The sequence below is a fragment of the Shinella sp. WSD5-1 genome (assembly GCF_963942435.1).
GTDB classification, from domain to species: domain Bacteria; phylum Pseudomonadota; class Alphaproteobacteria; order Rhizobiales; family Rhizobiaceae; genus Shinella; species Shinella yambaruensis.
On sequence record NZ_OZ012596.1, the window covers coordinates 3,013,640 to 3,039,103 of the forward strand.

37 protein-coding genes and 2 tRNA genes are annotated in these 25,464 nt (G+C 62.2%); 12 read left to right on the forward strand and 27 right to left on the reverse strand.

Annotated features, from left to right (window positions below):
* Nucleotides 1-42: 42 nt before the first annotated feature.
* The 5 genes from AABQ55_RS14910 to pcsA are packed head-to-tail and all read right to left on the reverse strand — an operon-like array spanning nt 43 to nt 5,385.
* Nucleotides 43-963: an ABC transporter permease gene (locus AABQ55_RS14910; RefSeq protein ID WP_272805554.1), complete on the reverse strand. Its 921-nt coding sequence runs from the start codon at nt 961-963 to the stop codon at nt 43-45.
* Entirely contained in the window at nt 963-2,057 is a 1,095-nt protein-coding gene (locus AABQ55_RS14915; protein ID WP_272805555.1) for an ABC transporter permease, read from the reverse strand. The genes AABQ55_RS14910 and AABQ55_RS14915 overlap by 1 nt, the downstream gene beginning before the upstream one ends.
* Nucleotides 2,047-3,618, reverse strand: coding sequence for an ABC transporter ATP-binding protein (locus AABQ55_RS14920; protein WP_272805556.1), 1,572 nt, complete (start codon nt 3,616-3,618; stop codon nt 2,047-2,049). The genes AABQ55_RS14915 and AABQ55_RS14920 overlap by 11 nt, the downstream gene beginning before the upstream one ends.
* A gap of 48 nt (nt 3,619-3,666) precedes the next feature.
* Nucleotides 3,667-4,638 (reverse strand): quinone oxidoreductase family protein, encoded by a 972-nt coding sequence (locus AABQ55_RS14925; RefSeq protein WP_272805557.1) that lies wholly within the window; start codon nt 4,636-4,638, stop codon nt 3,667-3,669.
* 24 nt (nt 4,639-4,662) lie between these two features.
* Nucleotides 4,663-5,385 carry a phosphatidylcholine synthase gene (pcsA, locus tag AABQ55_RS14930; RefSeq protein WP_272805558.1) on the reverse strand — a complete coding sequence of 241 codons (723 nt, stop codon included), beginning with the start codon at nt 5,383-5,385 and terminating at the stop codon, nt 4,663-4,665.
* Nucleotides 5,386-5,627: 242 nt separating this feature from the next.
* Here pcsA and AABQ55_RS14935 point away from each other — a divergent pair, with 242 nt between their 5' ends.
* Entirely contained in the window at nt 5,628-6,836 is a 1,209-nt protein-coding gene (locus AABQ55_RS14935) for a UbiH/UbiF family hydroxylase (protein WP_272805559.1), read from the forward strand.
* On the opposite strand, the gene AABQ55_RS14940 is transcribed toward AABQ55_RS14935, so the two are convergent.
* Together AABQ55_RS14940 and AABQ55_RS14945 are read right to left on the reverse strand one after the other, a co-directional pair.
* Nucleotides 6,804-7,766 (reverse strand): AEC family transporter, encoded by a 963-nt coding sequence (locus AABQ55_RS14940; RefSeq protein WP_272805560.1) that lies wholly within the window; start codon nt 7,764-7,766, stop codon nt 6,804-6,806. The genes AABQ55_RS14935 and AABQ55_RS14940 overlap by 33 nt on opposite strands.
* A gap of 140 nt (nt 7,767-7,906) precedes the next feature.
* Entirely contained in the window at nt 7,907-8,656 is a 750-nt protein-coding gene (locus AABQ55_RS14945; RefSeq protein ID WP_064330188.1) for a cytochrome c biogenesis CcdA family protein, read from the reverse strand.
* Between the two features lie 228 nt (nt 8,657-8,884).
* Between AABQ55_RS14945 and AABQ55_RS14950 the strand changes: the two genes are divergently transcribed.
* Nucleotides 8,885-8,960: transfer RNA gene (locus AABQ55_RS14950), tRNA-Lys, on the forward strand.
* A gap of 192 nt (nt 8,961-9,152) precedes the next feature.
* Here AABQ55_RS14950 and AABQ55_RS14955 read toward each other — a convergent pair.
* The gene (locus AABQ55_RS14955) at nt 9,153-9,341 is read right to left on the reverse strand and encodes a DUF2934 domain-containing protein (protein ID WP_272805561.1); all 189 of its coding nucleotides are present in this window, start codon (nt 9,339-9,341) and stop codon (nt 9,153-9,155) included.
* A 193-nt stretch (nt 9,342-9,534) separates the two neighbouring features.
* Here AABQ55_RS14955 and AABQ55_RS14960 point away from each other — a divergent pair, with 193 nt between their 5' ends.
* Entirely contained in the window at nt 9,535-9,720 is a 186-nt protein-coding gene (locus AABQ55_RS14960) for a hypothetical protein (protein ID WP_272805562.1), read from the forward strand.
* 41 nt (nt 9,721-9,761) lie between these two features.
* On the opposite strand, the gene AABQ55_RS14965 is transcribed toward AABQ55_RS14960, so the two are convergent.
* Nucleotides 9,762-10,067, reverse strand: a complete 306-nt coding sequence (locus tag AABQ55_RS14965) for a DUF982 domain-containing protein (RefSeq protein ID WP_443021095.1) — start codon at nt 10,065-10,067, stop codon at nt 9,762-9,764.
* Nucleotides 10,068-10,349: 282 nt separating this feature from the next.
* Here AABQ55_RS14965 and AABQ55_RS14970 point away from each other — a divergent pair, with 282 nt between their 5' ends.
* On the forward strand, nt 10,350-10,550 hold the full coding sequence (locus AABQ55_RS14970) for a hypothetical protein (RefSeq protein ID WP_272805563.1): 201 nt from the start codon (nt 10,350-10,352) through the stop codon (nt 10,548-10,550).
* Between the two features lie 282 nt (nt 10,551-10,832).
* On the opposite strand, the gene AABQ55_RS14975 is transcribed toward AABQ55_RS14970, so the two are convergent.
* The 5 genes from AABQ55_RS14975 to AABQ55_RS14995 form a co-directional block, all read right to left on the reverse strand.
* Nucleotides 10,833-10,909 (reverse strand) — tRNA-OTHER (locus tag AABQ55_RS14975).
* Nucleotides 10,910-10,916: 7 nt separating this feature from the next.
* On the reverse strand, nt 10,917-11,096 hold the full coding sequence (locus AABQ55_RS14980) for a hypothetical protein (RefSeq protein WP_272805564.1): 180 nt from the start codon (nt 11,094-11,096) through the stop codon (nt 10,917-10,919).
* On the reverse strand, nt 11,093-11,281 hold the full coding sequence (locus AABQ55_RS14985) for a hypothetical protein (RefSeq protein WP_272805565.1): 189 nt from the start codon (nt 11,279-11,281) through the stop codon (nt 11,093-11,095). The genes AABQ55_RS14980 and AABQ55_RS14985 overlap by 4 nt, the downstream gene beginning before the upstream one ends.
* On the reverse strand, nt 11,278-11,595 hold the full coding sequence (locus AABQ55_RS14990; protein WP_272805566.1) for a hypothetical protein: 318 nt from the start codon (nt 11,593-11,595) through the stop codon (nt 11,278-11,280). The genes AABQ55_RS14985 and AABQ55_RS14990 overlap by 4 nt, the downstream gene beginning before the upstream one ends.
* The gene (locus AABQ55_RS14995) at nt 11,592-11,933 is read right to left on the reverse strand and encodes a hypothetical protein (protein WP_272805567.1); all 342 of its coding nucleotides are present in this window, start codon (nt 11,931-11,933) and stop codon (nt 11,592-11,594) included. Before AABQ55_RS14995 ends, AABQ55_RS14990 begins: the two co-directional genes overlap by 4 nt.
* 89 nt (nt 11,934-12,022) lie before the next feature.
* On the opposite strand from AABQ55_RS14995, the gene AABQ55_RS15000 reads away from it, so the two are divergent.
* The 4 genes from AABQ55_RS15000 to AABQ55_RS15015 all read left to right on the forward strand — a co-directional run bounded on the left by AABQ55_RS15000 (nt 12,023) and on the right by AABQ55_RS15015 (nt 14,661).
* Complete coding sequence (locus tag AABQ55_RS15000; protein ID WP_272805568.1) at nt 12,023-12,277, forward strand: helix-turn-helix domain-containing protein; 255 nt, start codon at nt 12,023-12,025, stop codon at nt 12,275-12,277.
* Between the two features lie 39 nt (nt 12,278-12,316).
* Nucleotides 12,317-12,712, forward strand: a complete 396-nt coding sequence (locus AABQ55_RS15005) for a hypothetical protein (RefSeq protein WP_272805569.1) — start codon at nt 12,317-12,319, stop codon at nt 12,710-12,712.
* A gap of 62 nt (nt 12,713-12,774) precedes the next feature.
* Nucleotides 12,775-13,962: an IS701 family transposase gene (locus tag AABQ55_RS15010; RefSeq protein ID WP_113488754.1), complete on the forward strand. Its 1,188-nt coding sequence runs from the start codon at nt 12,775-12,777 to the stop codon at nt 13,960-13,962.
* 249 nt (nt 13,963-14,211) lie between these two features.
* Entirely contained in the window at nt 14,212-14,661 is a 450-nt protein-coding gene (locus tag AABQ55_RS15015; protein ID WP_272805570.1) for a hypothetical protein, read from the forward strand.
* A gap of 245 nt (nt 14,662-14,906) precedes the next feature.
* On the opposite strand, the gene AABQ55_RS15020 is transcribed toward AABQ55_RS15015, so the two are convergent.
* Nucleotides 14,907-15,083 carry a hypothetical protein gene (locus AABQ55_RS15020; RefSeq protein ID WP_272805571.1) on the reverse strand — a complete coding sequence of 59 codons (177 nt, stop codon included), beginning with the start codon at nt 15,081-15,083 and terminating at the stop codon, nt 14,907-14,909.
* 189 nt (nt 15,084-15,272) lie between these two features.
* On the opposite strand from AABQ55_RS15020, the gene AABQ55_RS15025 reads away from it, so the two are divergent.
* The 4 genes from AABQ55_RS15025 to AABQ55_RS15040 all read left to right on the forward strand — a co-directional run bounded on the left by AABQ55_RS15025 (nt 15,273) and on the right by AABQ55_RS15040 (nt 16,761).
* Nucleotides 15,273-15,461, forward strand: a complete 189-nt coding sequence (locus AABQ55_RS15025) for a hypothetical protein (protein WP_272805572.1) — start codon at nt 15,273-15,275, stop codon at nt 15,459-15,461.
* Nucleotides 15,461-15,766 (forward strand): hypothetical protein, encoded by a 306-nt coding sequence (locus AABQ55_RS15030; protein ID WP_272805573.1) that lies wholly within the window; start codon nt 15,461-15,463, stop codon nt 15,764-15,766. Before AABQ55_RS15025 ends, AABQ55_RS15030 begins: the two co-directional genes overlap by 1 nt.
* 77 nt (nt 15,767-15,843) lie before the next feature.
* On the forward strand, nt 15,844-16,431 hold the full coding sequence (locus AABQ55_RS15035) for a hypothetical protein (RefSeq protein ID WP_272805574.1): 588 nt from the start codon (nt 15,844-15,846) through the stop codon (nt 16,429-16,431).
* A gap of 63 nt (nt 16,432-16,494) precedes the next feature.
* Nucleotides 16,495-16,761: a hypothetical protein gene (locus AABQ55_RS15040; RefSeq protein ID WP_272805575.1), complete on the forward strand. Its 267-nt coding sequence runs from the start codon at nt 16,495-16,497 to the stop codon at nt 16,759-16,761.
* An 11-nt stretch (nt 16,762-16,772) separates the two neighbouring features.
* Here the strand turns inward: AABQ55_RS15040 and AABQ55_RS15045 are convergent, their stop codons facing one another.
* The 12 genes from AABQ55_RS15045 to AABQ55_RS15100 form a co-directional block, all read right to left on the reverse strand.
* Nucleotides 16,773-16,949, reverse strand: coding sequence for a hypothetical protein (locus tag AABQ55_RS15045; RefSeq protein WP_272805576.1), 177 nt, complete (start codon nt 16,947-16,949; stop codon nt 16,773-16,775).
* Nucleotides 16,950-17,052: 103 nt separating this feature from the next.
* Complete coding sequence (locus AABQ55_RS15050; RefSeq protein ID WP_272805577.1) at nt 17,053-17,298, reverse strand: hypothetical protein; 246 nt, start codon at nt 17,296-17,298, stop codon at nt 17,053-17,055.
* A gap of 163 nt (nt 17,299-17,461) precedes the next feature.
* Nucleotides 17,462-18,112, reverse strand: coding sequence for a hypothetical protein (locus AABQ55_RS15055; RefSeq protein ID WP_272805578.1), 651 nt, complete (start codon nt 18,110-18,112; stop codon nt 17,462-17,464).
* A gap of 2 nt (nt 18,113-18,114) precedes the next feature.
* On the reverse strand, nt 18,115-18,636 hold the full coding sequence (locus AABQ55_RS15060; protein ID WP_272805579.1) for a phage baseplate assembly protein V: 522 nt from the start codon (nt 18,634-18,636) through the stop codon (nt 18,115-18,117).
* 8 nt (nt 18,637-18,644) lie between these two features.
* Nucleotides 18,645-21,005, reverse strand: a complete 2,361-nt coding sequence (locus AABQ55_RS15065) for a phage tail tape measure protein (RefSeq protein WP_272805580.1) — start codon at nt 21,003-21,005, stop codon at nt 18,645-18,647.
* Nucleotides 21,006-21,128: 123 nt separating this feature from the next.
* Entirely contained in the window at nt 21,129-21,395 is a 267-nt protein-coding gene (locus AABQ55_RS15070; RefSeq protein ID WP_272805581.1) for a phage tail assembly protein, read from the reverse strand.
* A 72-nt stretch (nt 21,396-21,467) separates the two neighbouring features.
* Nucleotides 21,468-21,959, reverse strand: coding sequence for a hypothetical protein (locus tag AABQ55_RS15075; protein WP_272805582.1), 492 nt, complete (start codon nt 21,957-21,959; stop codon nt 21,468-21,470).
* Nucleotides 21,960-22,054: 95 nt separating this feature from the next.
* On the reverse strand, nt 22,055-22,420 hold the full coding sequence (locus AABQ55_RS15080; protein WP_272805583.1) for a hypothetical protein: 366 nt from the start codon (nt 22,418-22,420) through the stop codon (nt 22,055-22,057).
* Nucleotides 22,413-23,345 (reverse strand): hypothetical protein, encoded by a 933-nt coding sequence (locus AABQ55_RS15085; RefSeq protein WP_272805584.1) that lies wholly within the window; start codon nt 23,343-23,345, stop codon nt 22,413-22,415. The genes AABQ55_RS15080 and AABQ55_RS15085 overlap by 8 nt, the downstream gene beginning before the upstream one ends.
* A gap of 11 nt (nt 23,346-23,356) precedes the next feature.
* Nucleotides 23,357-23,710 carry a hypothetical protein gene (locus tag AABQ55_RS15090; protein WP_272805585.1) on the reverse strand — a complete coding sequence of 118 codons (354 nt, stop codon included), beginning with the start codon at nt 23,708-23,710 and terminating at the stop codon, nt 23,357-23,359.
* Between the two features lie 161 nt (nt 23,711-23,871).
* Complete coding sequence (locus AABQ55_RS15095) at nt 23,872-24,984, reverse strand: hypothetical protein (RefSeq protein WP_272805586.1); 1,113 nt, start codon at nt 24,982-24,984, stop codon at nt 23,872-23,874.
* The gene (locus AABQ55_RS15100) at nt 24,981-25,217 is read right to left on the reverse strand and encodes a hypothetical protein (protein WP_272805587.1); all 237 of its coding nucleotides are present in this window, start codon (nt 25,215-25,217) and stop codon (nt 24,981-24,983) included. Before AABQ55_RS15100 ends, AABQ55_RS15095 begins: the two co-directional genes overlap by 4 nt.
* Between the last annotated feature and the right edge of the window lie 247 nt (nt 25,218-25,464).

Genomic DNA, 25,464 nt, shown 5'->3' on the forward strand with positions numbered 1-25,464 from the left:
TGTAGGTTATCAGGAGTGGTTTTCCCGTCTTCTTGTTCTTGCTCACCGGTCGGGCACGAACGGTTTTCCGAGCGAGGCAGGCGTATTGATCAGCGTCATCCGCCGATTGTGCGATATCAGGATGAGGACGACAACCGTGGCGATGTAGGGAAGCGCCGACAGGAACTGCGAGGGGATGCCGATGCCGAGCGCCTGGGCGTGCAGCTGGCTGATCGAGACCGCGCCGAAGAGATAGCCGCCCGCCAGCAGCCGCCAGGGCCGCCAGGAGGCGAAGACGACGAGCGCGAGCGCGATCCAGCCGCGCCCGGCGGACATGTTCTCCACCCATTGCGGCGTATAGACCAGCGAGAGCTGCGCGCCGGCAAGGCCCGCGCAGGCGCCCCCGACCATGACGGCGAGGTAGCGCGTGCGGATGACATGGATGCCGAGCGCATGGGCGGAGGCGTGGCTGTCGCCGATCGCCCGCACCTTCAGGCCGGCGCGGCTGCGGAACAGGAACCAGTTGACGCCGAAGACGAGCGCGATCGACAGGTAGAAGATGATGTCCTGCTTGAAGAGCAGCGGACCGAAAAAGGGAATGTCGGACAGCAGCGGGATCGCGATCGGCTGGAGCTTGATGCCCGACATGCCGACATAGGGCTCGCCGATCTGGCCGGAAATGCCGAGGCCGAGAATGGTGAGCGCAAGGCCGGTCGCCACCTGGTTGGCGACGAGCGTCAAAGTGAGGAAGCCGAAGAGCAGCGAGAACAGCGCGCCGCAGGCAATGCCGGCGAGGACGCCGATATAGGGCGAGCCGGTCGCCTGCGTCACGGCGAAGGCGAGCACCGCCCCCATGACCATCATGCCCTCGACGCCGAGATTGAGCACGCCCGCCCGCTCGCTGACGAGCTCGCCGAGGGAGGCCAGCACCAGCGGCGTTGCCGCGGTGATGACGGTGAGAAGGATCGCTTCGATGATACCCATCAGTGCGCTCCCCCTTCGCTGGACTGCCCAAGCCGGGAGAAGACCAGCCGGATCTTGTACTGGATGAGCGTGTCGCAGGAGAGCACGAAGAACAGGAGCAGCCCCTGGAAGACGCGCGTCACCTTGTCGGAGACGCTGAGCGTGAGCTGCACCGCCTCGCCGCCCACATAGGTGAGCGCCAGGAAGAGGCCGGCGGCGATGATGCCGAGCGGATTGAGGCGGCCGAGGAAGGCGACGATGATCGCGGTGAAGCCGTAGCCGGGCGAGATGATCGGCTGCAGCTTGCCGATCGTGCCGCTGACCTCGGAAATGCCGGCAAGACCGGCGAGCGCGCCGGACAGCAGCATCGAGAACCAGATCATGCGCTTCGACGAGAAGCCGGCGAAGCGCCCTGCCCGCTCCGACTGGCCGAGCACGGTGATCTCGAACCCCTTCAGCGTGTAGCGCATCATGAGCCAGAGGCCGACGGCCGCAATGATGGCGAAGGCAAAGCCGAGATTGGCTCTTCCCGAGGCGATGAGCTCGGGAAGGATCGCTTCCGGCGCGAAATCGCGCGTCACCGGGAAATTGTAGGCGTCCGGGCTGCGCCAGGGGCCGCGCACCAGCCAGTCGAGGAAGAGCTGGGCGATATAGACCAGCATCAGGCTCGTCAGGATCTCGTTGGTGTTCATATGCGCCTTGAGGAAGGCGGGAATGGCGGCATAGAGCGCACCGCCGATCATGCCGAAGACCAGCATCAGCGGCAGGACGAGCGGCGAATGCCAGTCATGGAAGACGACGGGCACGATGGCGCCGGCAATGGCGCCCATGATGAACTGGCCCTCGGCGCCGATGTTCCAGTTGTTCGAGCGGTAGCAGATCGAAAGGCCGGCGCCGATGAGGATCAGCGGTGCGGCCTTGATGGCGATCTCGTGCAGCGACCAGATGTCGAGCAGCGGCTCGATGAAGAAGCTGTAGAGCGCCGAAACCGGATCCTTGCCGATCAGCGCGAACATGATGCCGCCGGCGATCACCGTCAGGCCGAGCGCAAGGAAGGGCGAGAGGATGGAGTAGAGCGTCGAGGGATTGGCGCGCTTTTCCAGTTCAATGCGCATGGGCCACCTCGCCGTCCGTCTTGCCGTACATGCCGCCCATCAGGAGGCCGATCTTCTCGCGGGTCAGTTCGTGCGCCGGATAGGCATCGGACAGCCGCCCCTCGCTGATGACCGCGATCTCGGTCGCGACCTCGAAGATCTCGTCGAGGTCCTGGCTGATGACCAGCACGGCCGAGCCCGCCTTCGCGAGATCGACGAGCGCCTGGCGGATGCGGCTTGCCGCGCCCGCATCGACGCCCCAGGTCGGCTGGTTGACGATCAGCACGGCCGGCTGGCGGTCGAGTTCGCGCCCGACGATGTATTTCTGAAGGTTACCGCCGGAGAGCGAGCCGGCCGCCGGGTTCTCGCCGCTCTTGCGCACGTCCATCGTCTCGGAAATGCGCTTCGAGGCGATGCGCACGACCGCATGGCGGATGACGCCGAGCACGCCGCCGGCAAGGAACGTCTTGCGGTCCGACTGGTTGCGCGCCAGGACGAGATTGTCGGAGAGCGGCAGCGCCGGCACGGCGGCATGGCCGTGGCGCTCCTCCGGCACGAAACCGGCGCCCATCAGGCGGCGCGCCGTGATGCCGAGATTGCCGGCCGCCTTGCCGCGGATGGAGACGGCGGCGGCTTCCGGCACCGGATATTCGCCCGAGAGCGCGTCGAACAGCTCGCCCTGGCCGTTGCCGGCAACGCCGGCGATCGCCAGAACCTCGCCGCCGCGCACCTTCAGACAGACATTCTTCAGCGCGACGGCGAAGGGGGTGCGCGCCGGCACGCTGAGGTGCCGGGCTTCGAGCAGCACGTCACCCTTCGTGTTGGTGCCGGCCGCCGTCACCGAGGCGACGTCGCTGCCGACCATCATGCGCGCCAGCGAGGCCGGCGTTTCCTGGCGCGGATCGCAGGCGCCGGTCACCTTGCCGTGGCGCAGGACCGTGGCGCGGTCGCAGATGCGCTGCACCTCTTCGAGGCGGTGGCTGATATAGAGCACCGAGCGCCCCTCGGCTTTCAGCTTGGCCAGCGTCTCGAACAGCCGGTCGGCCTCCTGCGGCGTCAGCACCGAGGTCGGCTCGTCGAGGATGATCAGCTCCGGGTTCTGCAGCAGCGCGCGCACGATCTCGATGCGCTGGCGCTCGCCGACCGAAAGGTCCGCGACATGCGCCTTCGGATCGAGCGGCAGGCCGTAGAGATGGGACAGGCGCGAGGCCTCCTCCGCCACCTTGGAGAGCGAGATGCCGGGGCTTAGCGACAGGGCGATGTTCTCGGCGACCGTCAGCGCCTCGAACAGCGAAAAATGCTGGAAAACCATGCCGATGCCAAGGCGGCGGGCCGCGCCCGGGCTCGGGATCCGCACGGGCTCGCCCTTCCACAGGATCTGTCCGCTGGTCGGCGCCAGAACGCCGAAGAGCATCTTGACGAGGGTGGATTTACCGGCGCCGTTCTCGCCCAGCAGGGCGTGGATTTCGCCCGGCTGGATATCGAGATCGATGGCGTTACACGCGGCAAACGAACCAAATAGCTTTGTCAGGCTGCGGACAGCCAGCAACGGACTGCCCCCGGACGCTCCAACGGCTGACACTCTTCCCCTCTTTCCTGCAAACCCATCCTGCCGCCCGTTCGGGTCGTGTCAGGGAATGAGCAGCGTCGTTCCACTCGTTTTTCTTGCTTCCAGATCCGTGTGCGCGCGTCCCGCCTCGGCCAACGGATAAGTCTGATGAATATTGATACGCACTTTGTTGCTTTGCACAACATCAAAGAGCGAGTTTGCACATGCATCCAGCGCCTCGCGCGTGGCGATATAGGCAAAGAGCGTCGGGCGCGTGGCGTAGAGCGAGCCCTTCTGCGAGAGCAGGCCCATGTTGAAGGCCTCGACCGGGCCGGAGGAATTGCCGAAGCTGACGAAGAGGCCGCGCGGCTTCAGGCAGTCCAGCGATTGCGGGAACGTGTCCTTGCCGACGGAATCGTAGACGACGTCGACGCCCGCCCCGCCCGTCAGCTCGCGAACGCGCGCGACAAAATCTTCCTTCGTATAGTCGATGACATGGTCGTAGCCATTCGCCAGCGCAAGCTCGACCTTCGCCTGCGATCCCGCCGTGCCGATGACCGTCGCGCCGAGCGCCTTCGCCCATTGCCCGGCAATCAGCCCGACGCCGCCGGCCGCCGCGTGGAACAGCAGCACCGTGCCCGGCTTCACCTGATAGGTCTGGAGCAGAAGGTATTGCGCCGTCATGCCCTTCAGCATCATCGCCGCCGCCGTTTCGAGCGAGATGCCGTCGGGCACCTTCACCAGATGTTTCGTGGCGACGTTGCGCTCGGCGGTATAGGCGCCGTCCGCGGAGGCATAAGCGACGCGGTCGCCGACGGCGAAATCCGTCACGCCCTCACCGAGCGCGGTGACCGTGCCAGCCCCCTCCTTGCCGGGAATGAACGGCGGATCGGCCTTGTAGAGCCCCGTGCGGAAATAGACGTCGATAAAATTGAGCCCGACGGCCGCCTGCCTGATCTGCACCTCGCCCGGGCCCGGCGCATCCAGCGGCACCTCCTCGAGCTTCAAAACCTCCGGTCCGCCGAGACTGCGGACGACGATCGCCTTGGTCATCGAAAATCCTCCAGATTGTTGTTTCTACCGGCCGAGATTGGGAAACACCTGCAGCACGGCCCCGACGACATAGAGATAGATCCCCGTCGCCACCACGCCCCAGACCACCCAGGCCGGCGTATCGAAATGCAGGAGCAGCGCATAGCCGCCGAGCAGCGCCCAGAGGAAGAAAACGGCGAGGTTCAGCGCCCGCAGCCGCTGGACGCGCACCGGATGCAGAAAGTTGATCGGCATGAAGGTGAGGAAGACGGAGACGAAGACGATGATCGACGCCGTCAGCTCGCTCGCCTGGATGACGAACAGCGTGAACACCACCATGTTCCAGACGACCGGGAAACCGGAGAAGAAATATTCGTCCGTCTTCATGCACATGTCGGCATAATAGATGGCGCTCGAAACGACGATGGCGCCCGCGGCCACGAAGGACCAGGGCTCGCCGATCATGCCGCTCTGGTAGAGCGCAAAGGCGGGCAAAAGCACGTAGGTCACATAGTCGATGACATTGTCCAGCGTATCGCCGGACCAGTTGGGCAGCACTTCCTTGACCCGCACCTTGCGGGCGATCGGCCCGTCGATGCCGTCGACGAGCAGTGCCAGGCCAAGCCACCAGAACATGTCGACGAAACGGTGCTCGCCCGCGGCCACCACGCCGAGAAAGGCGAGGAAGGAGCCGGACGCCGTCAGGATATGGACGGAAAAGGCACGGATCTCCGCGTAGGGTACGCGTTTGTAGTTGAAAAACTTCATGGCCCTTCGCAGTCCATCCCTGGGGTTTTCATCGGCGGTGCGCCGACATGCCCTCTTACGCGGTCACTGCCCGTAATATGCATTGATTGCCCGGCATCGCCAGTGCAAATCGGCCACCCGTCCGGCGACTTGGCGCCCTGCGCCGATTCATCCCATGGAAATTGCCTCTTTGCCGGCCTAGATTCTGCCGGTAGAAGCGACCCCGGTCCTGTGGGTAACGCTTGCCGCTTCGGAGGTCGGTCATGAGGCAATTCGATATCGCGGTCGTCGGCGCCGGCCTTGCCGGCAGCCTCGCGGCGCTGGCGCTTGCCGATTCGGGCGCAAGCGTCGCGCTGATCGCCCCGCCCGCCCGCGCAAATGACGGCCGCACCACGGCGCTGATGGACCAGTCCATCGCCTTCCTCAAGACGCTCGGCCTGTGGGAGGAGATCGCCCGCCATGCCGCCGCGCTCGAAACCATGCAGATCCTCGACGGCACGGCGCGCCTGTTGCGCGCCCCGCCCGTCGCCTTCCGCTCCAGCGAGGTCGGGCTGGAGGCCTTCGGCTACAATATCCCGAACGCGCCCTTCCTTGCGGTGCTGGACGCCCGCATCGCGGCGACCGGCAATATCGTGCGGATCGAGAGCGGCGTAACGACCGCCAATGCCTTCGAGGAAGGCGTCGAGCTGACGCTCGAGGATGGCGGACGCGTCCTGGCCGGCCTCGTCGCCGGTGCCGACGGCCGGAAATCGAAGATCCGCGAGAGTGCCGGCATCGGCGTCAAGGCCTGGTCCTATCCGCAGGCCGCCCTCGTGCTCAATTTCTCGCACGACCGGCCGCACGGCAATGTCTCGACGGAGTTCCACACCGAGAGCGGCCCCTTCACGCAGGTTCCCCTGCCCGGCCGGCGCTCCAGCCTTGTCTGGGTGCTGCCGCCGAAGGAGGCGGCGCGCCTCGGCGACCTGTCCGCCGCCGATCTTGGCCACGCGGTCGAGGCACGCATGCAATCCATGCTCGGCAAGGTCACCGTCGAGGGCGCGGCGCAGCGTTTCCCGCTCTCCGGCATGACGGCCGAGCGATTCGGCAAGGGCCGCATCGTGCTCCTCGGCGAAGCTGCCCATGCCTTCCCGCCGATCGGCGCGCAGGGCCTCAATCTCAGCCTGCGCGACATCATGGCCTTGAAGGAACTCGTCCAGGGGGCGACGCCGGCGAACGACGCGGGGATCGGCGAACGCTTCGACCGCAGGCGGCAGGCGGACATCCGCTCGCGCACGCTCAGCGTCGACCTGCTCAACCGCTCGCTCCTCTCCGATTTCCTGCCCGTGCAGTTCCTGCGCTCGGCCGGCCTGCACCTGCTTTCCGCCCTCGGCCCCTTGCGCAGCATCGTCATGCGCGAAGGCATCGAGCCGCTCGGCTCGCTGAAGGCCTTTCGCGACGGCCTACGGGAACGGGTCGCCCGGAAGCAGGCCTGACTTGATGAGATAGAGCAGGATCGTCACCGTCGCGACGGACAGCACCGTCGTGATGAGGATGGTCGCCGACGCCCGCTCCTGCCACACGCCGTATTGCTGGCCGATGACGAAGACGTTGGTCGCCGTCGGCAGGGCGGCGAGCAGCACCGCGGTGAAGACCCAGACCGGATCGAAGTTGCCCGCAAGTCCGAGCACCAGATACATGGCGACCGGCAGCAGCAGGAGTTTTGCCGGCACGATGTAGCCGATCTCCACCGGCACCCGCTTCAAGGGCCGGAGCGCCAGCGTGACGCCCATGGCAAAGAGCGCGCAGGGCGCCGCCGCCTGCGCCAGGTAGTCGATCAGCCGCTGCAGCGGCACCGGCGGCTCGACGCCGGCAAAGGCCGCGCCGAAGCCGGCCGCCGTCGCGATGATGAAGGGATGGGTGACGATCTTGCGCAGCACCCCGCCGGCGATCTTGAGCGCCGGCTGCTTCTCCCCGCCGGCAAGCGCCATCAGCGCCGGCGCGACCATGAAATGCAGCATGTTCTCGAAGCAGAAGACCAACGCCACCGGCACCGCCGCCGGCTCGCCGAAGGCGAGCAGCGCCAGTCCCGGCCCCATATAGCCGATATTGCCATAGGCCGCCGCCAGCCCCTGGATCGTCGCCTCGCCTATCGACGCCCGCCGCAGCCAGAGCCCGATCGCGAAGATCAGGCCGAAGACCAGGTAGGTCGCGCTGATATTGGCGAGGATGAAGTCGATGCGCGTCAATTGCTCGATCGGCGTCTTGGCCACCAGCTTGAAGAACAGCGCGGGCAGCGCGATGTAGATGATGAAGGTGTTGAGCCAGCCGAGCGCCTCGACCGGCTGCCGCGTGATGCGGGCGACCACGTAGCCGAGGAAAATCATGCCGAAGAACGGCAGCACCAGTCCGATGATGTCAGCCATGGGCCGAAGCCTGCTCCCGCTTGCCTGGGGCATGTCGCGCAAGAGCGTGCGGCGGCTCTCTGCGACATGCGAAAAATCGAGGGCCTGACGCGTGACGGCGCGAATCCCGTGGGATCGCGGTGCCTCAGGCCTCGTCCCGACTAGCCGATTTGCGAGAGAATGGGAAACGTTTGCTGGAACCAGATGGCAACAGTGCTGATATAGCCGAAGATGAAGGCAAGGCCGGTGAGGACGAGCAGCACGCCCATCACCTTCTCCACCGTGCCGAGGTGTCGGCGGAAACGCATGAGGAAGCGCATGAAGGCGCCGGAAAAGCCGGCCGCGATCCAGAACGGCACCGCAAGCCCCAGAGAGTAGATCGCAAGCAGGACGGCCCCGTCGCCCACCGTCTCGCGCGCCGCCGCGACGCCGAGGATCGCCCCCAGCACCGGCCCGATGCAGGGCGTCCAGCCGAAGGCGAAGGCAAGGCCCATGATGTAGGCGCCGGACGCCGTCGCCGGCTTGCCGCCGCCCTGGAAGCGCGCCTCGCGGGCAAAAAGCCCGATCCGCAGCACGCCGAGGAAATGCAGGCCCATCAGGATGATGATGACGCCGCCGACCTGCGCGAGAATGTCGAGATGCCGGCGCAGCACCATGCCGATCGTCGAGGCCCCAGCCCCGAGCGCCACGAAGACCGTGGCGAAACCGAGCGTGAAGCAGAAGGCCGCCAGGAGAACGGCCCCGCGCGTCTCGCGCCGCACCGCCACCGCATCCCCGCCCTTGAACTGCTCGACGGAAATGCCGGCCATGTAACAGAGATAGGGCGGAACGAGCGGCAGGACGCAGGGCGACAGGAACGAGAGGGCCCCGGCAAGAAGCGCGCTCAACAGGGAAATATCGGCGATCGACAAAGAACTACTCCGCAGCGGCGGTGAAAGGCGGCCAGGCCCGAAACCGGCCATGCCGCCCCTCCAATGGCGCTTCCTAGTATCCGCCGAAACCCTCTCCTGCCAATCACCTTTTGGAGAACGCGGCGAAATGCAGCAAAAGCTGTTTTTCGCCGCATTTTCCGGGTTGACCCGGCAAATCCTCCTGCCTATGTTCCGCGCACTTCCGCGGGGCGCCTTCGCACCGCCAGGGAGCGCGTAGCTCAGCCGGTAGAGCAACTGACTTTTAATCAGTAGGTCCAGGGTTCGAATCCCTGCGCGCTCACCACCGAAGCACCTGAAATCGTTGAGATAAACCGGGTAGACCGCCTTCTGCATGAACTTTTCATGCGCCATTAGCTTTAACCAGTTTTTCCCGGTTTTTCAGCGTTTACCCAGAGGTGGCGGGGTTTCCGTGGCGCATGGATGGCGCATGTGTGGCCGCCCTGCCCTCACAGATGGCTCCACACAGGAGTCGAACTCAATGCGTCGGGTTGGCCGCGGCGGCCAAGCCCACGACATCCCGACTCGCAGCTTCAGCCTCGTCCTCTTCCTGGATTTCCCGCTCGGCCTGGATCCAATGGCCTAGCGACGTGCCGTCCAGCGAACCTTCACGCTGCCATAACTCAAAGGCCCTCGCCTTGATCCGTCCTTCGCGTTCGTCGTCCATGGTCTTACCGAAGTCCGAAGAACGAAAGAACAGCGATGACGATGACGACGAGGCCGACGATGTATACAATGTTGTTCATAATGGTTCTCCTTTTCTATTTGAGGCCAAACGTGACGGCCTTCAAACTTGTTCCTGTCGACCGGAACCTCATCGTGCCGCAGCCCGTTTCCTCTGCCCCACAGGAGGACGCAGAATGGCAATTGAGAACGCACCGACCGAGAAGGGCAAAGAAGGCGCCCGTGGCCTCCACAAGGCCGCACGGGCCGAAGAGCGCGAAGTTGAGGCTGAGAAGGGTTCGGATCTCGCCAAGGGCGCGGATCGCTTCGAGGAGCGCTCTAAGAGTTCCGACGGCAAGAGTGGCGGCGGGAAGCAGAAATGAAAAAAGGGCCGCCCGACAATCGTTGCCGGGCGGCTTTGATATCAAACACTCATCATCGGGGGCGTAGAGGGGCCGGATCGGTGCCAAAGGGGCGGCAACGCCTGCACCGGCATTCCCGCTTCAAGGCATGCAGAGACGAACGCCTCGCGTGCAACGGCCGCCGATGTTCGGAACTGGAGGGCGGCACGGCATAGTTCACAGGCGCGTGCGTAGCACTCGCCAGTCCGAAGTGGCCATTCCTTTGCGAGGAAGTCGAGAGCGTCGTGGACACCCTGGAACATTCGGGTGATTCCGTTCGTGAACGTAACGGAGATAGGGGTTGCAAAGTACATTTCTGGCAGCATCAAGATCCTCGTTCCAAAAGCTGCCCTGGCGCCAATCGAAGTCGATAGCCTGCGCGTGTGTTTCAAGGGCGCTTGTTGGTCGCCGTGAAAACAAAGATGCCGATCAAAAGTTCCATCCCGCCACTTAAAATGTTGATGCACTAAATAAGGGAAGCGTTATATGGCTCGCTCGACTTGTAATTGTCACATGACAAGTGCACACTGTCTTTATCGGCAGCCTGGTTATTAGGGCGCTGTCGGCCGTGAGGTGACTCCTTTCGCCCCGAACGAGGAAGGGAGCTCGCCATGGATCTCCCACATTTATTACCGCAAGCAGGAATATTCGAACCCGACGATATCGCAGTGATGCGGGATGTCGTCGCCCGCCTGAAAAGGCACGCGAACCGGGATCTCGATGCGATTGCCCTTACCGTAATCCGCGTTTTCCGGGAGGAGCCCGGCGACGCGGAGCACCTCTGGAACCGTTGTCGCTCCCATTTCGGCTGACCGCGGCTTGCCCGGTGAAGCAACTAGAGAAAAACAAAACCGCTCGCCCTTTCAGGCGAGCGGCTCCGTGCGCGGCGCTGCGGCAATGGGCTGCAACCGGTGGGTGGCCGCGCACGGGATGACGATACTACATCGTATAGGGGTCGGCCAGCCGGCCGCAGTGTGGGAGCGGTGGTGCCCGGCTGGCCTCGTGGTGTAAAAAAGGCCGCGCGCCACCAAGCGAGGAGCAGCAGCGCGCGGCACCCTCCTGACCGGACATGACTACGGTCGGGAAGGAAGAAATGGAGCCCCTGGCGAGATTCGAACTCGCATCATCCGTTACCGCTGTCGGGCTAGAAGTCCCGCGCGGGTACAGGGGCGAAATGGTTAGGAGGGATAAACCGCGTATTCGGCGCGCTCGACCCAGGCATATGCGCGGCCGCCCGCACGATTCTCCTCGACCCACTCGTCGACGGCTTCCTTCGCGTGCTCGAAACTGAGCGCGACACCAAGGCAACCGACCTGACCGTTGCGGCACGTCATCATCACGAATCTCGGCTGGGTCATGCCGTCACCTCCGGATACTTGATTCCACTCGCAATCACCGGAACGTATTCCGGGGCGATCGTCATGACACGCTGGTCGCCTCTGTAGAGGTCGACGCCGAGGTCATGCTCGTTGTGACGCAGCATGTACTGCTCGCGGCCGATGAAGACGGTGCTGCCTTCGGGATACCAGTCGCGCCAGTTCATGCCACGCCCCTCCGCATTTGCTCTTCCAGCCCGCCCCAATCGGCGATGCCGGATTCGGCCGGGTCTGCCTCATGGTCGATTCCCCAACCAATCGGGAACCATGACGGCCCGCCCTGCATAATGGACTCGGTCCATCCAAGGTCAGGCTCACCGTCTTCATCCGGCTCGCGGCCGTCATGTTCGGCCTCACGGTCATCGCCCCACATGTCAATGCCGGAGAGGTAGGGTTCAAGATCGGGGTCGCCGTCAGCAGTATCGAGAAGGGCTATGAGCACGTCGATGGCGCGCTCGATCTTGTGGCGCTGGATGTTCATTTCGCAGCCTCCGCATCGAGTCCGACCAGCCTGCGATACATCGCAACCGTCTCCTCGGTGCTGGCTTCGACCTTCGTGATCCGCAACGCCTCCAGGGTGGCGACCTTGAGGCGGAGAAGGTGCGGGTTGCCGTCGTAGCACATGACGTCGGCGTCACTGCCGCGTACACCAAGGATCATCAGGGGCCATTTGCGTCCGCCTTCTTTCTCGAAGTCGATCACGTCGCCGGCCTGAAACTTCGGCGGGTTCTGGCATCGCAGATGACGCCGGAAGGCAGCGATCGTCTTCGGGTTGTTGGCGTTCCTTAACGGACCATTAGGTACGTTTCGTTTCGGCATGGGACACCTCGTTGCGTCTTTCGTATCTAGGTGATACCTTTAGATCACGACGATCCCGATGTCAATACCAAAAGGTCATAGTGATACCAATGGATCAGAATAACCTATCTGGCCGACAACTTGCGGCGGCAAGAACGCTCCTCGGAAAGACGCAGGCTGAGATTGCCTCGGCGGCGAAAATCAGTGTGCCCACTTTGAAGCGAATGGAGGCGAGTGAAGGAAGTGTGTCAGGCATGACGAACAACGTCGCGGCTGTTGTTGCCGCCCTGCTAGACCTTGGAATCGTCTTCATCCCGTCCAACGGCAACGGCCCAGGCGTGCGTCTGAGGGATCGGCAGGAATAGCCTCGCGCGCACGCGCGAGGTGAGACGGCACGCCGTAAGGTGCTCTACGAATTGGAGTTTCCTGAGACGAAGAATGGCGGTGATAGAAAATCAGTTCGCCACAATGGCGAACTGACTGAGGACAAGGCAGACCGCTTCACAAAGACCGCCGCCAACCCCTTGAAATTATTCGGCACCGATCCGTGCCAACGCGTTGATTTCACTCGATGCAAAATTGCATTCAGCGGTATGCGCAGATTTGCGCATACCGTCGAATCCTTCCGCGACAAGCGGGTCATCAACAAGCGCAATAGGCAACTTTCGAGGATCGACAGTCGAGTTGTATTGACGCATTTTTCCGAGAGAGGAGAAGTCATGCTTCAGAAGACCGGGTACTGCATCGCTATTGTCATTCTGTCTGCCGCCTGCTTCTGGGCGGTCGGACAGTGGTACTAGTACTACAGTTGCGTTTTATGCGAGATCATGATTCACTCTCGGCGTTTAGCTGGAGGGAATTCATGTCCGTCGCAAGCTGGTCTGGGTCGATTTTGGCATGGCAACGCGAGCTCAATGCATTGAAGGAGCGACTGGGGCCGATCTTTCGTCGTCGTGAACTGCGATTATCGAGCGGCGCCTTTCTTGATGGCGTGCTGTCGGGAGTAGAGCGCAAGACAGGCTGGCTCATGGCCGAGCAGGCAGGACTGGAGCGGCCTTATCGGATGCAGTCGCTGTTGGGGCGCAGCCATTGGGATGCCGACGCTTTGCGCGATGTCGTTCGGGCCTATGCGGTAGAGGCCCTCGGAGATGCGGACGGCGTTCTCGTGGTAGACGAGACCGGGTTCCTGAAGAAGGGGGAACATTCGGTCGGGGTGGCGCGGCAATATTCCGGCACGGCCGGCCGAATTGAGAACTGCCAGGTGGGGGTCTTCCTTGCCTATGCAAGCCGCTACGGCCAAACCCTGATCGACCGGCGGCTATACCTGCCAAAAACCTGGGTGGACGATGAGGGGCGGCGCGCTTCAGCGCAGATCCCGCAAGAGCAGCATTTTGTCACTAAGCCGGAGATTGCCTGTGATCTGATCGCGGCGGCGCTCGATGCCGGCGTACCCTGCGCCTGGGTGCTGGCCGATGCGCTCTATGGTTCGGATTCGCGGCTACGCAGGATGTTGGAAGGCCGCGGCCAGCCTTATGTCTTGGCAGTGCGTTCCAATCATTGCCTACGCTTTGTACGCGACCAAGGGATCGAGCAAACCGACCCTCAAACGATGGCCGATGGGTTGAAGCCGGAGGTTTGGCAGAGCCATGCCGCCGGCGAAGGCGCCAAAGGCTTGCGGCTCTATGACTGGGCCCGCATCTCTCTTAGCTCTCGCCCGGATCCACAGTGGGAGCGTTGGCTCTTGATCCGCCGCAACCCGCGCGAACCCAACACCCGCGCCTATTATTTTGTCTTTGCACCCGTCGGAACCGAGCTTTGCGAATTGGCCGGTGCTGCCGGATTGCGCTGGACGGTAGAGGAGTGCTTCCAGCGCGCCAAGGATGATCTTGGCCTCGACCATTGCGAGGCCCGTTCCTGGCATGCCTGGCACCGCCACATGACGCTCGTCATGGCGGCCGCAGCGTTCCTTGCTAAGTTGGGCTCCGACCTGCGCCGCAGCGCCGGTGGCAAACCGAACGAAACGAGTCCAAACCCGCCAATCGCCGCCTGACCAACAAACTTGCGCTTCTACCAAGCGTCGCAGAGATCCGCTATCTGATCACCCGGCTCCTACTGCGACCGCCGATCAGGACGGCCTTCGTTCTCGCATGGTCACTCTGGCGACGAGAGCATCAAGCCTACGCAATGAGCGCTCACTACAAAACAAGACACAAAACGCAACTGTAGTACTAGAGTCTGGTCGAGCCCTCGACAACCCCGCCGCGCAATGGCAGAGTTTGCCCACCACGACGATGTAGCCATGCCCGCCAAACCCATCCTCATATACCGCCTGACGCCTGCTCAGATCGACCTCATCGATCGCTTGGCGACGAGCGACGGAATCGTCATGGACGAACTCGCCTACCCGGATTTGGTGGCGTATCAGGAATTGGAGAAGCTCGGTTTCGCCGAAATGTGCATCGAGCCCCGGAAGAAAATCAAGATTGCGATCACCGACCAAGGGCGTCAGGTGCGGGCCGCCAGGTACATCTCCAGCAAGCCGGTCGTTCGCCTTACTGGACCGCAATTCCTCGCAATGCGCCTCCTTGCTGAAAGGCCGCGATCTTACAACGAAATCCCCGCCACCATGAAAGACACGGTGCGCCGACTGCGGTTGCGCGGCTGGGCAACCGTGGGGGAGGATGCCGAGGGGCGGTTCTGGACCGCGCTGACGACGGAGGGATGGGAGATTGTGGATCTGCTGGACTAGGGTCGCTGGGCCGCGCACCGGTACCGCACTGAATTTATTCACGAACCGTACCGATTTCGCTGATCCCGGCCTTCACATACACCCAATTTCTATATTCTATAGCGGCGGGCTCTGAAGGCCCTCCCAGTGGCATGAGCCAATGTGCCACTCGAATTGCCCCGCTTCGGCGGGGCTTTTTTTGTGTCAACCTCGAACGCCCAGTGGGTCGTCGGTAGGGTAGCAAAGAACCAGCACCTGGCGTCGCCTCAGGCGCCGTCCGATTTTCCCCAGCCAAGCTTACGGCACAGCTCTTCACCCGCGATGATCGCTTCCTTCTGGGTCTTGAAGGGGCCTGACAGGTAGTGCGACCTGCCGCGGAATTCGACTAAGACGCCCTTGTTTAAAACGTCATAGACGATGTGCATTCCAATTTCATACTTCATCAAATCACCTCCTGCCCTCCATACGGCCGGCAGCGTGATCGGATCAAATCAATCAGCTCGTTAACCCAAAGAATTGAGGTTAATCAGGAAGCGGTCGTCGGCACCACCGGTTCCATCTTGACTCCTCCCAAAATGAGAACAAAATAGGAACATATTCCACCGAGCGGACCCAATTCCTATAGGTGCCCCATGTCGACCAAAGTCGCTCCACAGCAGGAAATAGACGCAGTCATTGAAGCCTATGGCGGCGACGCGAGCGCTGCCGTGCGCGAATTGCTGGCGGACGCGGACTTCCTCCGCGACCAGCTCTACACCGCGTCTGTGCTCGTCTCTAAGGGTTACGCCCGTGGGTGGAGGCCTCGTTACGAACGCCCCTGATGCGTCACCGGCGCGGCATCGATATTACGGCCGGCAATCCGATGGATCCGGCGACGCTCACCGGCGTCAACGTCTACGTGAACAGCCGCCAGCACTCCGTCGCCTTTCAGGACATACCAGAATGGTACGAACTCGGCGCCCGGTGCTTTCGCTGCAAGCACGCCGGCTACTTGGATCGATGGGAACTGGCGAGAAAATACGGTCGGGCGCGCATGATCATCACCCTGGAGCCGAGGCTACGGTGTACTCGTTGTGGGAACCGCGAGGCCAATGACTTTGTGCTGGCGAAGATGGGGCGAGATTGAGCGGGGGATAGCGTTGCGCCAGGCATCGACACCTGACCGAGCTCGCCGTAGGGTTGAGCCCGCATCAGGAGGAAGCGATGACCCAACCAATACGGCTCGGCGAGACCACGTGGATGGAGAAGCACACACTCATTTCCGCCGAGCGAGCCCATGCTCTTGGCCTGGTGACGCTTTACTGGAATTTCTGCGAGGCAGGACTGGCCGAGCTGGTCACGGATTACTCCGGCATGGAGCCAGCAGATGCAGCGCATTTTCTCTATGGCGCGAGCGCCGTATCCCTACTTGACCTGCTTCGTGGACTTGCCAGGCGAAATGAAAGGTGCCCCGATCTTCTGCAGGCGTTAGAGCACGCGATAACCTGCGTTGATATCTGCCGAAGAAACAGAAATAACTTGGCTCACAGTTGGGTGAATTTCAAAGGTGATAAGCTATTCAAACCCAACCGCGCCAAGGGCGGAAATCCTGTCACAGATGTTTTCTCCTTTGACTTGGATGAGATTAGAAATGTCGCGGAGGATTGCTTTGCTGCTGGTCACTATTTGATGCATTTCGGCCTGCATCGGACCTATCTAGACCATCCGACGATAAGCGCGCCATTGCCAGAAAAACTTCAGATACCACAAACTCTGAAGAGCATTGATCAGATAGCTCCTGATACACCCTGATGCCTTCGGCCAGCATTGCTTTGCTTATATGGTTCATTCTGATTTTCCTTCATGGAGAGACGCATGACAGACGATGAACTAATCGAGCAAGTTGCGCGCAGCATATGCCTAGAGACTGGCAAAGATCCCGACAAGCCCGTGCAGACACGCGAACGCCGAACCGTGCGGGTTGGAAACGCCATAACGCAAGATTTCGTCACCTATCCGACATGGCACGATTTCCGCGAGGAAGCGCGGAAGCACATTGCGGCCTGGAAGGTTCTGCGCGCAGTGTTGCCCATGCCTTATCCGGAAGAAGTCATGCCGGAGTTGCCGTTGACGCCGGATTGATGGTCAGTCGGCTAAATCCCCGCCGCCGCTAAAGCCTCTTGCTCGCCGGCACAAAGCTCGACCCAACCCTCTTCACGGCTGATCCGCCGATAAGCCGAACGGGCGGCATTCACGAAATCGAACCACAGATCGTCAGGAATCTGGACGGCTCGCCGCCCTCCGCGCAAGACCGGCGGCAGCGCCGACAAGTTTCCCTCCGGCCGTTGGACTATGACGCAGTCTCGCAGCAGCCACCCATCGATCTCAGTGTCAAATGTCGCTTTGGCGCCCCCTGGTCCGGGGCGCATGTTCTCAATTCGGATCATTCATTTTCTCCTTATAGTGGGCGATTGCCACCCTCAGCAGTTCCGCTTCCATGACTGCAGACAGCGGCACGGTCTTGGTCTCCCCAGGCGCACCGATCCGCGGCACGGACAGGCCATAGCCATCGCTGCGCCTGATCAACGCGCAGCCTGGCAGCACCAGGCCGCCGACCTCGGCTGTGAATGTGCAGGCCACCCGGCCGGGCAGCCGGTTCATGTGTGAAATTCGGATCATACCCCCTCCGGGTCAGGAACCTTACCCCTCTCAAAACAGCCGATGCGGGTCGAAACTCCCGGCGCTCGGCCACCGACAGACCTAAAAAGCTCGGCAACACCGTTGCCGCCGAGCCGAAAATCGGGATTTCAGGGCGGTTCTGGTGTTGCCGAGGGTTGCCGACCTATTTGAAGATGCCGTTCGTCATTCTATCAATGTGATGCATGACGCGTGGCTCGAGCCGCTCCGCTGTCTGGTCCCAGACCTTCGCCACCTCCCCGCGGAGGAGCTCCACTGGGATGAAAACGCCTGATTTTTGCTTGGCGAACTTGGTTCCCATGCGTTCACGCTTCTGCTGTCCGGACAGCACGAACGGGTTGTTCTTCGTGACGTTGTACGAATATCCGTCGCTGTTCGCTCGCACGAAGATCTGGCCGTTCCATGCGGGCTTGGTCACTCGCTTCGGCCACCATCCCGCCCTCTGAAACGAACCGGGGAAGACCTGCCGCACGCCACGAGGGGCGGCGCTGACGCCACGCCTCGTCTCACGGGGCTTGAAGTGCTTCAGGCTGATGTCCCCACCCTGACCGTGGATTACATAAGTCAGGGTCGAAGGCGTCGATTTCGTGACATTCCTACGCACCGCTTTCATGCCGGTTCGCAACGGGAGCCCGGTCTGCTTCGCGAGGGCACGGCCAGCGGCCGTACCCCCTACGCGTCCGGTTTCGTTGATCGCACGGCTGAAGACTTGCCCAGCCTTGCGAGGCGACTTGAGGGCCGCCGTTGCTTTGGTGAAGAGGGCGAGACCGTCGCCTCTTATGTCGATCTTGAGCATGATCACACCGCGTAAACCCGGCTTGCCGAGCCAACGGCCGTGTCGCCGTCGCTGTCGAGATCGCCCTTGCGGTGCAGAAGCTGGCCGCCTTCGCCGCCGAGGTGTACTTCGCCATCCAGAACGATCTTGCTGGCCTTCAAGGTGATGCCGCTACCGCTGACCTCAATGACCGAGTCGCCGGTTTTGAGGCGAAGGGGAACATTGCTGTCGTTTTCACGTGGGTTGTCGTCGCTATACGTCCCGAAGTCGATGCGGGCGTCCGTCAGGTCGCCGCTTTCGGAAACTACATCGACTTGCTCCCCGACGGCATAGATCACGTCCATCTTGACGGCGCCAGCGCCGACGGTCCTGGCCCGGATCCACGGGGTGAGGTATGGCACGCCGCCTTGCCGTGATAGCTCAACGCGGTAGCGGCCCTTGTCGTCCGGGCCTTCCGCGATCGTGCCCGTGCGGCGGCGATTGTTGTTGCGGCGTTCGGTGTCGGCGACACGCACGCCAATGTGACTGATCTGCTGATCAAGCATTCTGGGTATCATGCAAATACTCCGTCATAACCTTCCCAAGTCGCCTTGGATTTCTCGCCAAGGATGCGCAAAATATCCGCAGCGAACGATTCCGCATCCTGCCGCGCAGGGACGTTGAAGGTTGGTGAGAAATTGAAGGTGTTGCCACCGCTCCGGACCGGGCCACTGGCTGATGCCGCCGAGCCCGCCGCAGCCGCCCTGTAAGCGTCATGCGGGGAGATCATCCCTGACGCGCCCGGACTGAACAACTCCGGACCTTTTTCGCCGACGAGATACAGCCCGCCGCTCCGGACCGGGCCGCCCTTAGCGCGCGCGCCGTCGACGGCTGGCTTTTGTGCAGGAGCCTCTTCGCCGCCACCCAACCAAGAGGGCATGGACGGCCAACTGATAATGCCGGTCAGGTCAATTCGCCCGATCGCCGCCTTGATCTTCGCGGGAAGATCAGCGAACCACGCCAGCAACTCGCCCGCCTTGGCCACGACGCCATCAATGATGCCCTGGATCATGTCGACGCCGGCCTGGAACATCGCAGAATTCAGAGCCTTGAAGCCGTCGATGAGCTTGCGCGTCACCGCATAGGCGTTGTCCTCAATCACCATCTGGTGCTGGCGCGTCAGGTCATTCGACTGGAACAACGAGCCAAGCCAGCTAGCCGCCTCTTTGAACTGCTCCCAAGCCCACTTCGCAGCATCACCAAGAGCAGAGAAGGACTGCGCGAATGGATCGAGCACGGGCCACAGGAAATCGATGGCAGGCTGTAGTTCCTCGCCGATTGCGCGAGCAACCCCTGTCACGATGCTGCTGATACGATCCCAGTTCCTCCACAGGGCAAGTCCGGCGCCGGCGACAAGAGCGACACCCGCACCGATGGCGAACCATGCCGGTGCGGAGATGGTGGCAAGTGCGGCCCCTATGGCGCTGAGCGCTCCGCCAATGGCAGAGACACCCGGCACCGCCAACCACATTCCATGCAGGCCGGTGGTGAAGGTCTGGAAGCCGGTTAGCTTCTGGCCGGACATCGCCCCGAGCGCACGCTGAAGCGCAACAGCTTCCGTTGCGGCCTTCGTGAAGTGCGAGGCCAACCGCGCTACCGGGATGACCATGGATAGGATGCCGCCCTTGGTCCACAAAAAGGCGAAGCGCGCGGCGGTCATGGCGATGTTAAAGCCAACTACCGCAGCCGTTGCGGCAACGATAGCTGAAGTGGCCTCGGGGTAGCGTTCCGCCAGGTCCGCGATGCCGGTGACAATCGGCGCCACCTTGTCAATGACCTGATTGAGAGCCGGCAGCAATGCCGCACCAATCGATGCGGAAATGTTCTCCAGGGCGGCCTGCATTCGCAGAAGCGCGCCTTCCGAAGTTTTCATGCGGCGCACGAAGTCGGCCTCAACAGTACCGGACGCACCCAGGGCCTCGGCACGGATTTTCCTGTAGAGCTCCATATTCTGGATCAATGGCCGCAGGCCCTGCTGGACCTGCGAATCCGCGAAAAGATCACCAATCTTGCTAAGATCGCCCTTCAGGGTCTTGTTCGTGATATCCGCGATGGCCTCAATCGGACTCATGCCCGCTTCAGCGCGCTTTTTCAGTTCGCGCTCCAGGTTCACGCCTAGCTTCTTGAAGGCCTTGACTGTCTGTGGCGCATTGATCTTCTGCAGGACGTTCGACAGGTTCGTGGCCGCCGAAGCCGAGTCGCCCGTGCCTTTTCGAACGATCTGTAAGGCGGCCGAGAGATCGGCCACAGCCGGCACGCCGGTCTGTCCCAGAGCCTGATAGCCCGCCCCAAGAGCGGGGAAATATTGCGCCATGTCCTTGAGTTCGAACGCGCCAGCCTTGCCGGCCTGTGCCATGGCGTCGAGGGCTTTGCCGAACTGATCAGCAGGGACCTTCAGGTTGTCGAGCGCGGCATATCCGGCCGACGACAGATCTGTGATGGACGCCTTATAGGCGAACGCGGCCTTGCCGATCGAAGGTAGCAGGCCGAGCGCGTCACCCTCAGAGGCGCCGAGACCCAGAAGGGTGTCCATGCCTTCCGCCATCTGGCTGCCGGCTTGATTGGTCTGCCGACCAACCAGGCGAAGTTGCTTACCGAGCTCGGCGAGGCGCTTCTGAGGGATATCGGCCTTCTGGCCAATATCCTCGAGCTTGGATTCGAAAGCCACTGCCGCCTTGACCGGAGCCGTAAGGCTCCGCGCTAAGGTGTAGCCGACGGCAACTGCATCGAACATACGGCCACGCATCGCATCCAGAGCGGCCGCATTACGGGCTGCCATCACCTGCAGTTTTGCCAGGGCGGCATGGACACCCTTCGCCCTTCCGCTGACCTTGTCTGTCAGCGAGAGGACAAGTTCAGCTTGCCGTTTCGCCACGGCCGCCTCCATTCTTTAGTTGGATGAGCTCGACGGCCGCCTCGTACCAATCGAGGGTCTTGTCGGGCGGCCACTGCTCAATGACGTTCACGGGGGTGTTCAGTTCGGAGGCGATGAGGGCGACTACGCCGCGCCATCCGCCTCCTCGTCCTCCCCCATGAGGTCGGCCACTGCGACAGCGATCTTGTTGAAGTCGCGCATCGGCACCTGCTTGAACACCTGAAGCGGCACGTCGGCCATCGACGCGAAGGTGGCAATCAGCTTGCCGTTCGGGCCTTCAAACTTGTCGGCTACGATGAGGTCGCCGGTCGTGGCTTCGCGGAACGTCAGGGTCTGGTAGGTTGTGCCGGCATGTTCGATCGGCGTGCGAAGGGTGTAGGATACGGTCATGGTAGTTCCTTTCGGTATGAAAAAGCCCGGCGCGTCGGCCGGGCGATGGTGGTGCATGTGGATGGGGTGAGTTTAGGCCGCCGACAAATCGGCCAAAGCGGCGACGACCGCCTCATCGATCAGCGCTTTGATCTCAGAGGCGGAGGTCATATCGGCCAGTTTGGGCGCCACATCGGCACCGATTGAACGGCACCGCTGCCGAACGATGCCGAATTCGTTGAGGATGTGCCTCGCAGCGTCGTCGATAGTGACCACGCAGGCGCTTTCTCGCTCGAATTCGAGCTGCTTCAGCCGAGCCGCGTAGTTTTCCTTCACGGTTTCCGCATCCGCTCTCGACCACAGCGGCTCGCCGTCAATCTCGGCCACCGTTGTCAACTCGTTGTCCGCAGGCTGACGGATTCCGTGATCGGCAAGGCGTCGTTCCGTGGCGAAGAAATCGACTTCTCGGTCATTGGAGAAAACGAGCAAACCTCTTTTTTTCCAATCGGTTACGGTTTGCCTGGAGACGTCCTTATAGGACGCAAAAGCTGCCTGATTTCCGGTATGGCAGGGTGCATTTGTCAAGTGTCAACTACTTTTCGAAGGATGTGATTCGCGATTGCCGAGGCCTGCGCGTCCGCTTGGCAGCCGGAACCGGATAAGGTTCCTGACCTGGGGGGCTACCGGCCGCCGCGGGCGTTCATTTTGGCGATGACCTTCGCCCAGCCCGTGAGCTCCGCAGGCTTCTCTTCGGTGGCGACGGCGCCGTTGCGCTTGCCGTTGGCGCGAGCAATCACCCTTGCCCAAGACGCCTTCGTCTCTGCCGCCTCTGCGGCCTCCCGTTCAGCACGGCGTCTGGCTGCTTCCTTCACGAGGACGTCATTGCGCGCCGTGACTGGTGCTGATGCCGGCACCGACGCAACCGGAGCGGCAGAGGGCTGTTCGGGCGGCTGATATCCGAAGCGCGCCTTGGCGATCGCGACGTTGCGCTGGGCCATTGCCACGGCTGCCGCGGCGATCATTTCCTTGCGGCGATCATCAGACATTTGCGGTCTCCTTGGGGGCGAGGCTGTAGGAATATTCAGCAACACGTTCCGGGCGCTTAGGTGCTGGCTTGAGTTCAGCAGCAGCCTGCGCTGCGGCATCTCGCTGATCGTATGCCGGTTTCCAGAATGGCGTTGCGCCGGCGTCGAGCGGCGGCAGAACAATCTCGCACCCCAGCGGGGCGGTGCTGTAGCCAGCCTGATCGGGAAGGATTTTCGCGCGACGAAATCGCTTCCGCACCACCTCGAGGACGCCGTGTTCGGTCTGAACCGATCCGTATTGAAGTGGACGTTCATCGCTATCGGACCTGTCGCGCATCATGCCGCGCCGGTTCTTCTCGTGCGCGCGGACACGGCTCTGGAGGTCGTCGCGAATGGGGGACGTTCCATCGATATCAGTCCACATCTCAACGATGTCTTCGGAAATGACCTCCTGATATTTCGGGTGCTGCGAGCGCCCGTATTCCGGACCGAGGATTGCCGGTGCACCTTCCGGGGGGTCCTCATTCGCAGCTTGCACGGCGATCGACGCGGCGGCGACTTCGGCAAGAAGGTCGCGGATGGCCATGGCAGCGCGGGGGTATTCCTTGCGCAGGCGCTTTTCTGCGGCATCGCTAGCAGCCTTCGCCTCGTCATAGCGACGTTGACGCTGATCGGCGGCTTCGGCTTCGAGTGCGTCTGCGTGCTGGCGCTCGAGCTTGGCCAGTTGCGCGCGGATCTGATCGATTTCTATCCCAGCCTCGACCTTGGCATCCAGCAGCTTGCGGAGTGCAGCCTTATCAAGCGTGAGCAGTCCATCGTCATACGCCGCCTCGGCTGCCGTCACGGCAGCTTCCGCTGCCTCCAATTCGGCCTGGGCCTTGGTGATTGCGCTGGCGATGTCCGCGGAGGACTGCTTGCCGAGTATCTTATTGATCAATTTTCCCAACGGGATTCCTTTCAATGCATGACGAGCCGGCGCCGCAGTTCCGCGAGCGGAAGGTGGACGGCCGTGCTGGAGGGTTGGTCGGTAGCGGTGATGATCGGGCCGCCTTGCGGGCGATAGACCCAGATTGCGTCGGCGCCAGATGCGGCGATCTCGCGGGCGATAGGCAGGACTTCGTGCGGCCGGCCCAGACGGTGTCGGAACATCTCGGCCGCGATAGCGATGGTGACGGCTTCAACGCGGTTGTAGATTCGGGCCTTGCCGCGGACCGCGCCGAGGTGGAAGCTAGGCGCGCGGCAAAGCCATTGACGAATGGCGGCCTCTGACAGGCCAAGGAGGTCTGCGAGGTCGCTGGTGGCGAAGGTCAAGAAGGCCTCCTTTCGTTGGTGACGGGCGTTGGGCGTCACGATTGAGGGCAATAAAAAAGGCCGTCCCGAAGGACGGCCAGGTGTCGCGGCCATGTCTGAGAAACCGCGAAGGGAGAATTATCTCTTCATATAGAAAGCGAACGGCACGCCACGAAATGGACTCAGGCCGCAGCTTTCTTCGATTTTTTGTTGTCGTTTACCGGCATCAGGGCCAAGGCGGCCTTTCCGGCTGCTCGCACTAGACGCTTGCCCGCACGATCCGGCCGTGTCGTGTCCACTTTGTGTGCCTCGGCGACGTCGGTCAGGTCTCCACGAGCGAGCATGGTTTCGATGGTCAGCAGGACATCATCCGGTAGGTCTGGGGCGGCCTCCGCTTCACGCCAGATTTCGGGAACCGACAGTCCCTTCTTGTTTCCGCCGACGCGCCCGAACCACGTTGTGGATTGAGCGACATCGTCAGGGCAACGGGTGACAGCGTGGCCGGCCATCTGCTCCGCCAGCCAGGCGCGCAGCGTCGCCTTCTCTTCCGGGATATCAACGCGGGAATGGCCGACTGGAGGATATACCTGTGCAGGCATCGGCGTGCCGCGACGACGAAGATGGAACGCCAGGCACTCGGAGTCGTACAGTGCTTCCATTGCCGCATCGCGATCGTTGCGCGGACGTTCGTTCCAGGAGCGCATATATCGCTCGACCTGCCAGCAGATCGGCACCCGGCTGCCCTTCCGCTGGGAACTCTGTTCGCGTGGGATCTGGACGACGCCGTTCTTGTCGAGCCAGTAGGACAGCAGGCCCTGCTGCGTTTCAGAGGAGTCCACGTTGAACACGGCGCAGCCCAGACGGTAGCGGGTGCCACCGACACGGTACTGCTTCTCCGCTGCCGGGAAGCCCGACCGTAACGCACCGGTACGGGCAGCCAGCCTGCCCTTTGGGACAACGGCCCGTGCGTCATTGGCTGCTTCCACAAGGTCGTCGATATCGGGATGGATGCGGATCCGCTCGTCGTTGCTGCCCAGGTCGTCGTCACGATCGTCCTTGTTCCGGTAGACGGGACGGAAATCGCCCATGATGCTGGCAATGGCCACGACTGCGTCGGGGTCCTGTTCGGCGAGCCAGGACAGTGCCGGATAGCCGCCACGGAAGCGCTCAGGCTTGTTGTCGTTGGCCGGTTTGGGGCGGTAAGGCTGAAGCGTTCTGGCGACTGGCCAGCCTCGCCACGGCTCACCGGTGTGGGTGGCGCTGGATGCGTATTTTGTGCCGTTGATCGTGATCATGCTGCTTCTCCGGGTACGAAGTCAGGATATGGCCGACCAACGTTCAGGCCGAAAATCGCGCCGCGCTCGGTTTCATATCCGATGATATCGTCCGGCTGCTCTCCGGCCACGAGGGGAAACACTTCCTGTCCTTCGACGATCTGCCATCCGATGACCGGCGCCCAGAACTTCTCCCCCTCCGATTTCCAGATGGCCATAAAGCCTGGCTGAGCGGGCAGGTACGAAATCGACATTCTCTTCCTCCTTCATATCCGTACCCCGTACCGTCAAAATTCAGATGCGGTACGGCGTATCTATTTGATATTATTTTACAATCACTGCCGTACCATGAAAACCGCCCCCCTAGAGAAGAGAGAGGTACGGTACGGTATGATCTCGACCATTGGCAGGGAGGGGACGAAGTCCCCCCTCCTGCCATAGAATTTGGTTTGTTTTTGTTACGAAATCAGCTTGGTACGCCTACAAGCAATTGATATTACG

Excerpts from the sequence above, each read along its gene's own strand:
- AABQ55_RS14925 (WP_272805557.1), bottom strand. The coding sequence starts at position 4,638 with ATGACCAAGGCGATCGTCGTCCGCAGTCTCGGCGGACCGGAGGTTTTG.
- AABQ55_RS14935 (WP_272805559.1), top strand. The coding sequence starts at position 5,628 with ATGAGGCAATTCGATATCGCGGTCGTCGGCGCCGGCCTTGCCGGCAGC.
- AABQ55_RS15015 (WP_272805570.1), top strand. The coding sequence starts at position 14,212 with ATGCCCGCCAAACCCATCCTCATATACCGCCTGACGCCTGCTCAGATC.
- AABQ55_RS14985 (WP_272805565.1), bottom strand. The coding sequence starts at position 11,281 with ATGAACTGGCGCGACTGGTATCCCGAAGGCAGCACCGTCTTCATCGGC.
- AABQ55_RS15100 (WP_272805587.1), bottom strand. The coding sequence starts at position 25,217 with ATGTCGATTTCGTACCTGCCCGCTCAGCCAGGCTTTATGGCCATCTGG.
- AABQ55_RS14990 (WP_272805566.1), bottom strand. The coding sequence starts at position 11,595 with ATGAACATCCAGCGCCACAAGATCGAGCGCGCCATCGACGTGCTCATA.
- AABQ55_RS14960 (WP_272805562.1), top strand. The coding sequence starts at position 9,535 with ATGGCAATTGAGAACGCACCGACCGAGAAGGGCAAAGAAGGCGCCCGT.
- AABQ55_RS15060 (WP_272805579.1), bottom strand. The coding sequence starts at position 18,636 with ATGCTTGATCAGCAGATCAGTCACATTGGCGTGCGTGTCGCCGACACC.
- AABQ55_RS15030 (WP_272805573.1), top strand. The coding sequence starts at position 15,461 with ATGCGTCACCGGCGCGGCATCGATATTACGGCCGGCAATCCGATGGAT.
- AABQ55_RS14970 (WP_272805563.1), top strand. The coding sequence starts at position 10,350 with ATGGATCTCCCACATTTATTACCGCAAGCAGGAATATTCGAACCCGAC.
- AABQ55_RS15025 (WP_272805572.1), top strand. The coding sequence starts at position 15,273 with ATGTCGACCAAAGTCGCTCCACAGCAGGAAATAGACGCAGTCATTGAA.
- pcsA (WP_272805558.1), bottom strand. The coding sequence starts at position 5,385 with ATGAAGTTTTTCAACTACAAACGCGTACCCTACGCGGAGATCCGTGCC.
- AABQ55_RS14940 (WP_272805560.1), bottom strand. The coding sequence starts at position 7,766 with ATGGCTGACATCATCGGACTGGTGCTGCCGTTCTTCGGCATGATTTTC.
- AABQ55_RS15080 (WP_272805583.1), bottom strand. The coding sequence starts at position 22,420 with ATGTCTGATGATCGCCGCAAGGAAATGATCGCCGCGGCAGCCGTGGCA.
- AABQ55_RS15070 (WP_272805581.1), bottom strand. The coding sequence starts at position 21,395 with ATGACCGTATCCTACACCCTTCGCACGCCGATCGAACATGCCGGCACA.
- AABQ55_RS14955 (WP_272805561.1), bottom strand. The coding sequence starts at position 9,341 with ATGGACGACGAACGCGAAGGACGGATCAAGGCGAGGGCCTTTGAGTTA.
- AABQ55_RS15020 (WP_272805571.1), bottom strand. The coding sequence starts at position 15,083 with ATGAAGTATGAAATTGGAATGCACATCGTCTATGACGTTTTAAACAAG.
- AABQ55_RS15055 (WP_272805578.1), bottom strand. The coding sequence starts at position 18,112 with ATGCTCAAGATCGACATAAGAGGCGACGGTCTCGCCCTCTTCACCAAA.
- AABQ55_RS14980 (WP_272805564.1), bottom strand. The coding sequence starts at position 11,096 with ATGACCCAGCCGAGATTCGTGATGATGACGTGCCGCAACGGTCAGGTC.
- AABQ55_RS15010 (WP_113488754.1), top strand. The coding sequence starts at position 12,775 with ATGTCCGTCGCAAGCTGGTCTGGGTCGATTTTGGCATGGCAACGCGAG.
- AABQ55_RS14915 (WP_272805555.1), bottom strand. The coding sequence starts at position 2,057 with ATGCGCATTGAACTGGAAAAGCGCGCCAATCCCTCGACGCTCTACTCC.
- AABQ55_RS15050 (WP_272805577.1), bottom strand. The coding sequence starts at position 17,298 with ATGATCCGAATTTCACACATGAACCGGCTGCCCGGCCGGGTGGCCTGC.
- AABQ55_RS15040 (WP_272805575.1), top strand. The coding sequence starts at position 16,495 with ATGACAGACGATGAACTAATCGAGCAAGTTGCGCGCAGCATATGCCTA.
- AABQ55_RS15035 (WP_272805574.1), top strand. The coding sequence starts at position 15,844 with ATGACCCAACCAATACGGCTCGGCGAGACCACGTGGATGGAGAAGCAC.
- AABQ55_RS14995 (WP_272805567.1), bottom strand. The coding sequence starts at position 11,933 with ATGCCGAAACGAAACGTACCTAATGGTCCGTTAAGGAACGCCAACAAC.
- AABQ55_RS15095 (WP_272805586.1), bottom strand. The coding sequence starts at position 24,984 with ATGATCACGATCAACGGCACAAAATACGCATCCAGCGCCACCCACACC.
- AABQ55_RS15000 (WP_272805568.1), top strand. The coding sequence starts at position 12,023 with ATGGATCAGAATAACCTATCTGGCCGACAACTTGCGGCGGCAAGAACG.
- AABQ55_RS14910 (WP_272805554.1), bottom strand. The coding sequence starts at position 963 with ATGGGTATCATCGAAGCGATCCTTCTCACCGTCATCACCGCGGCAACG.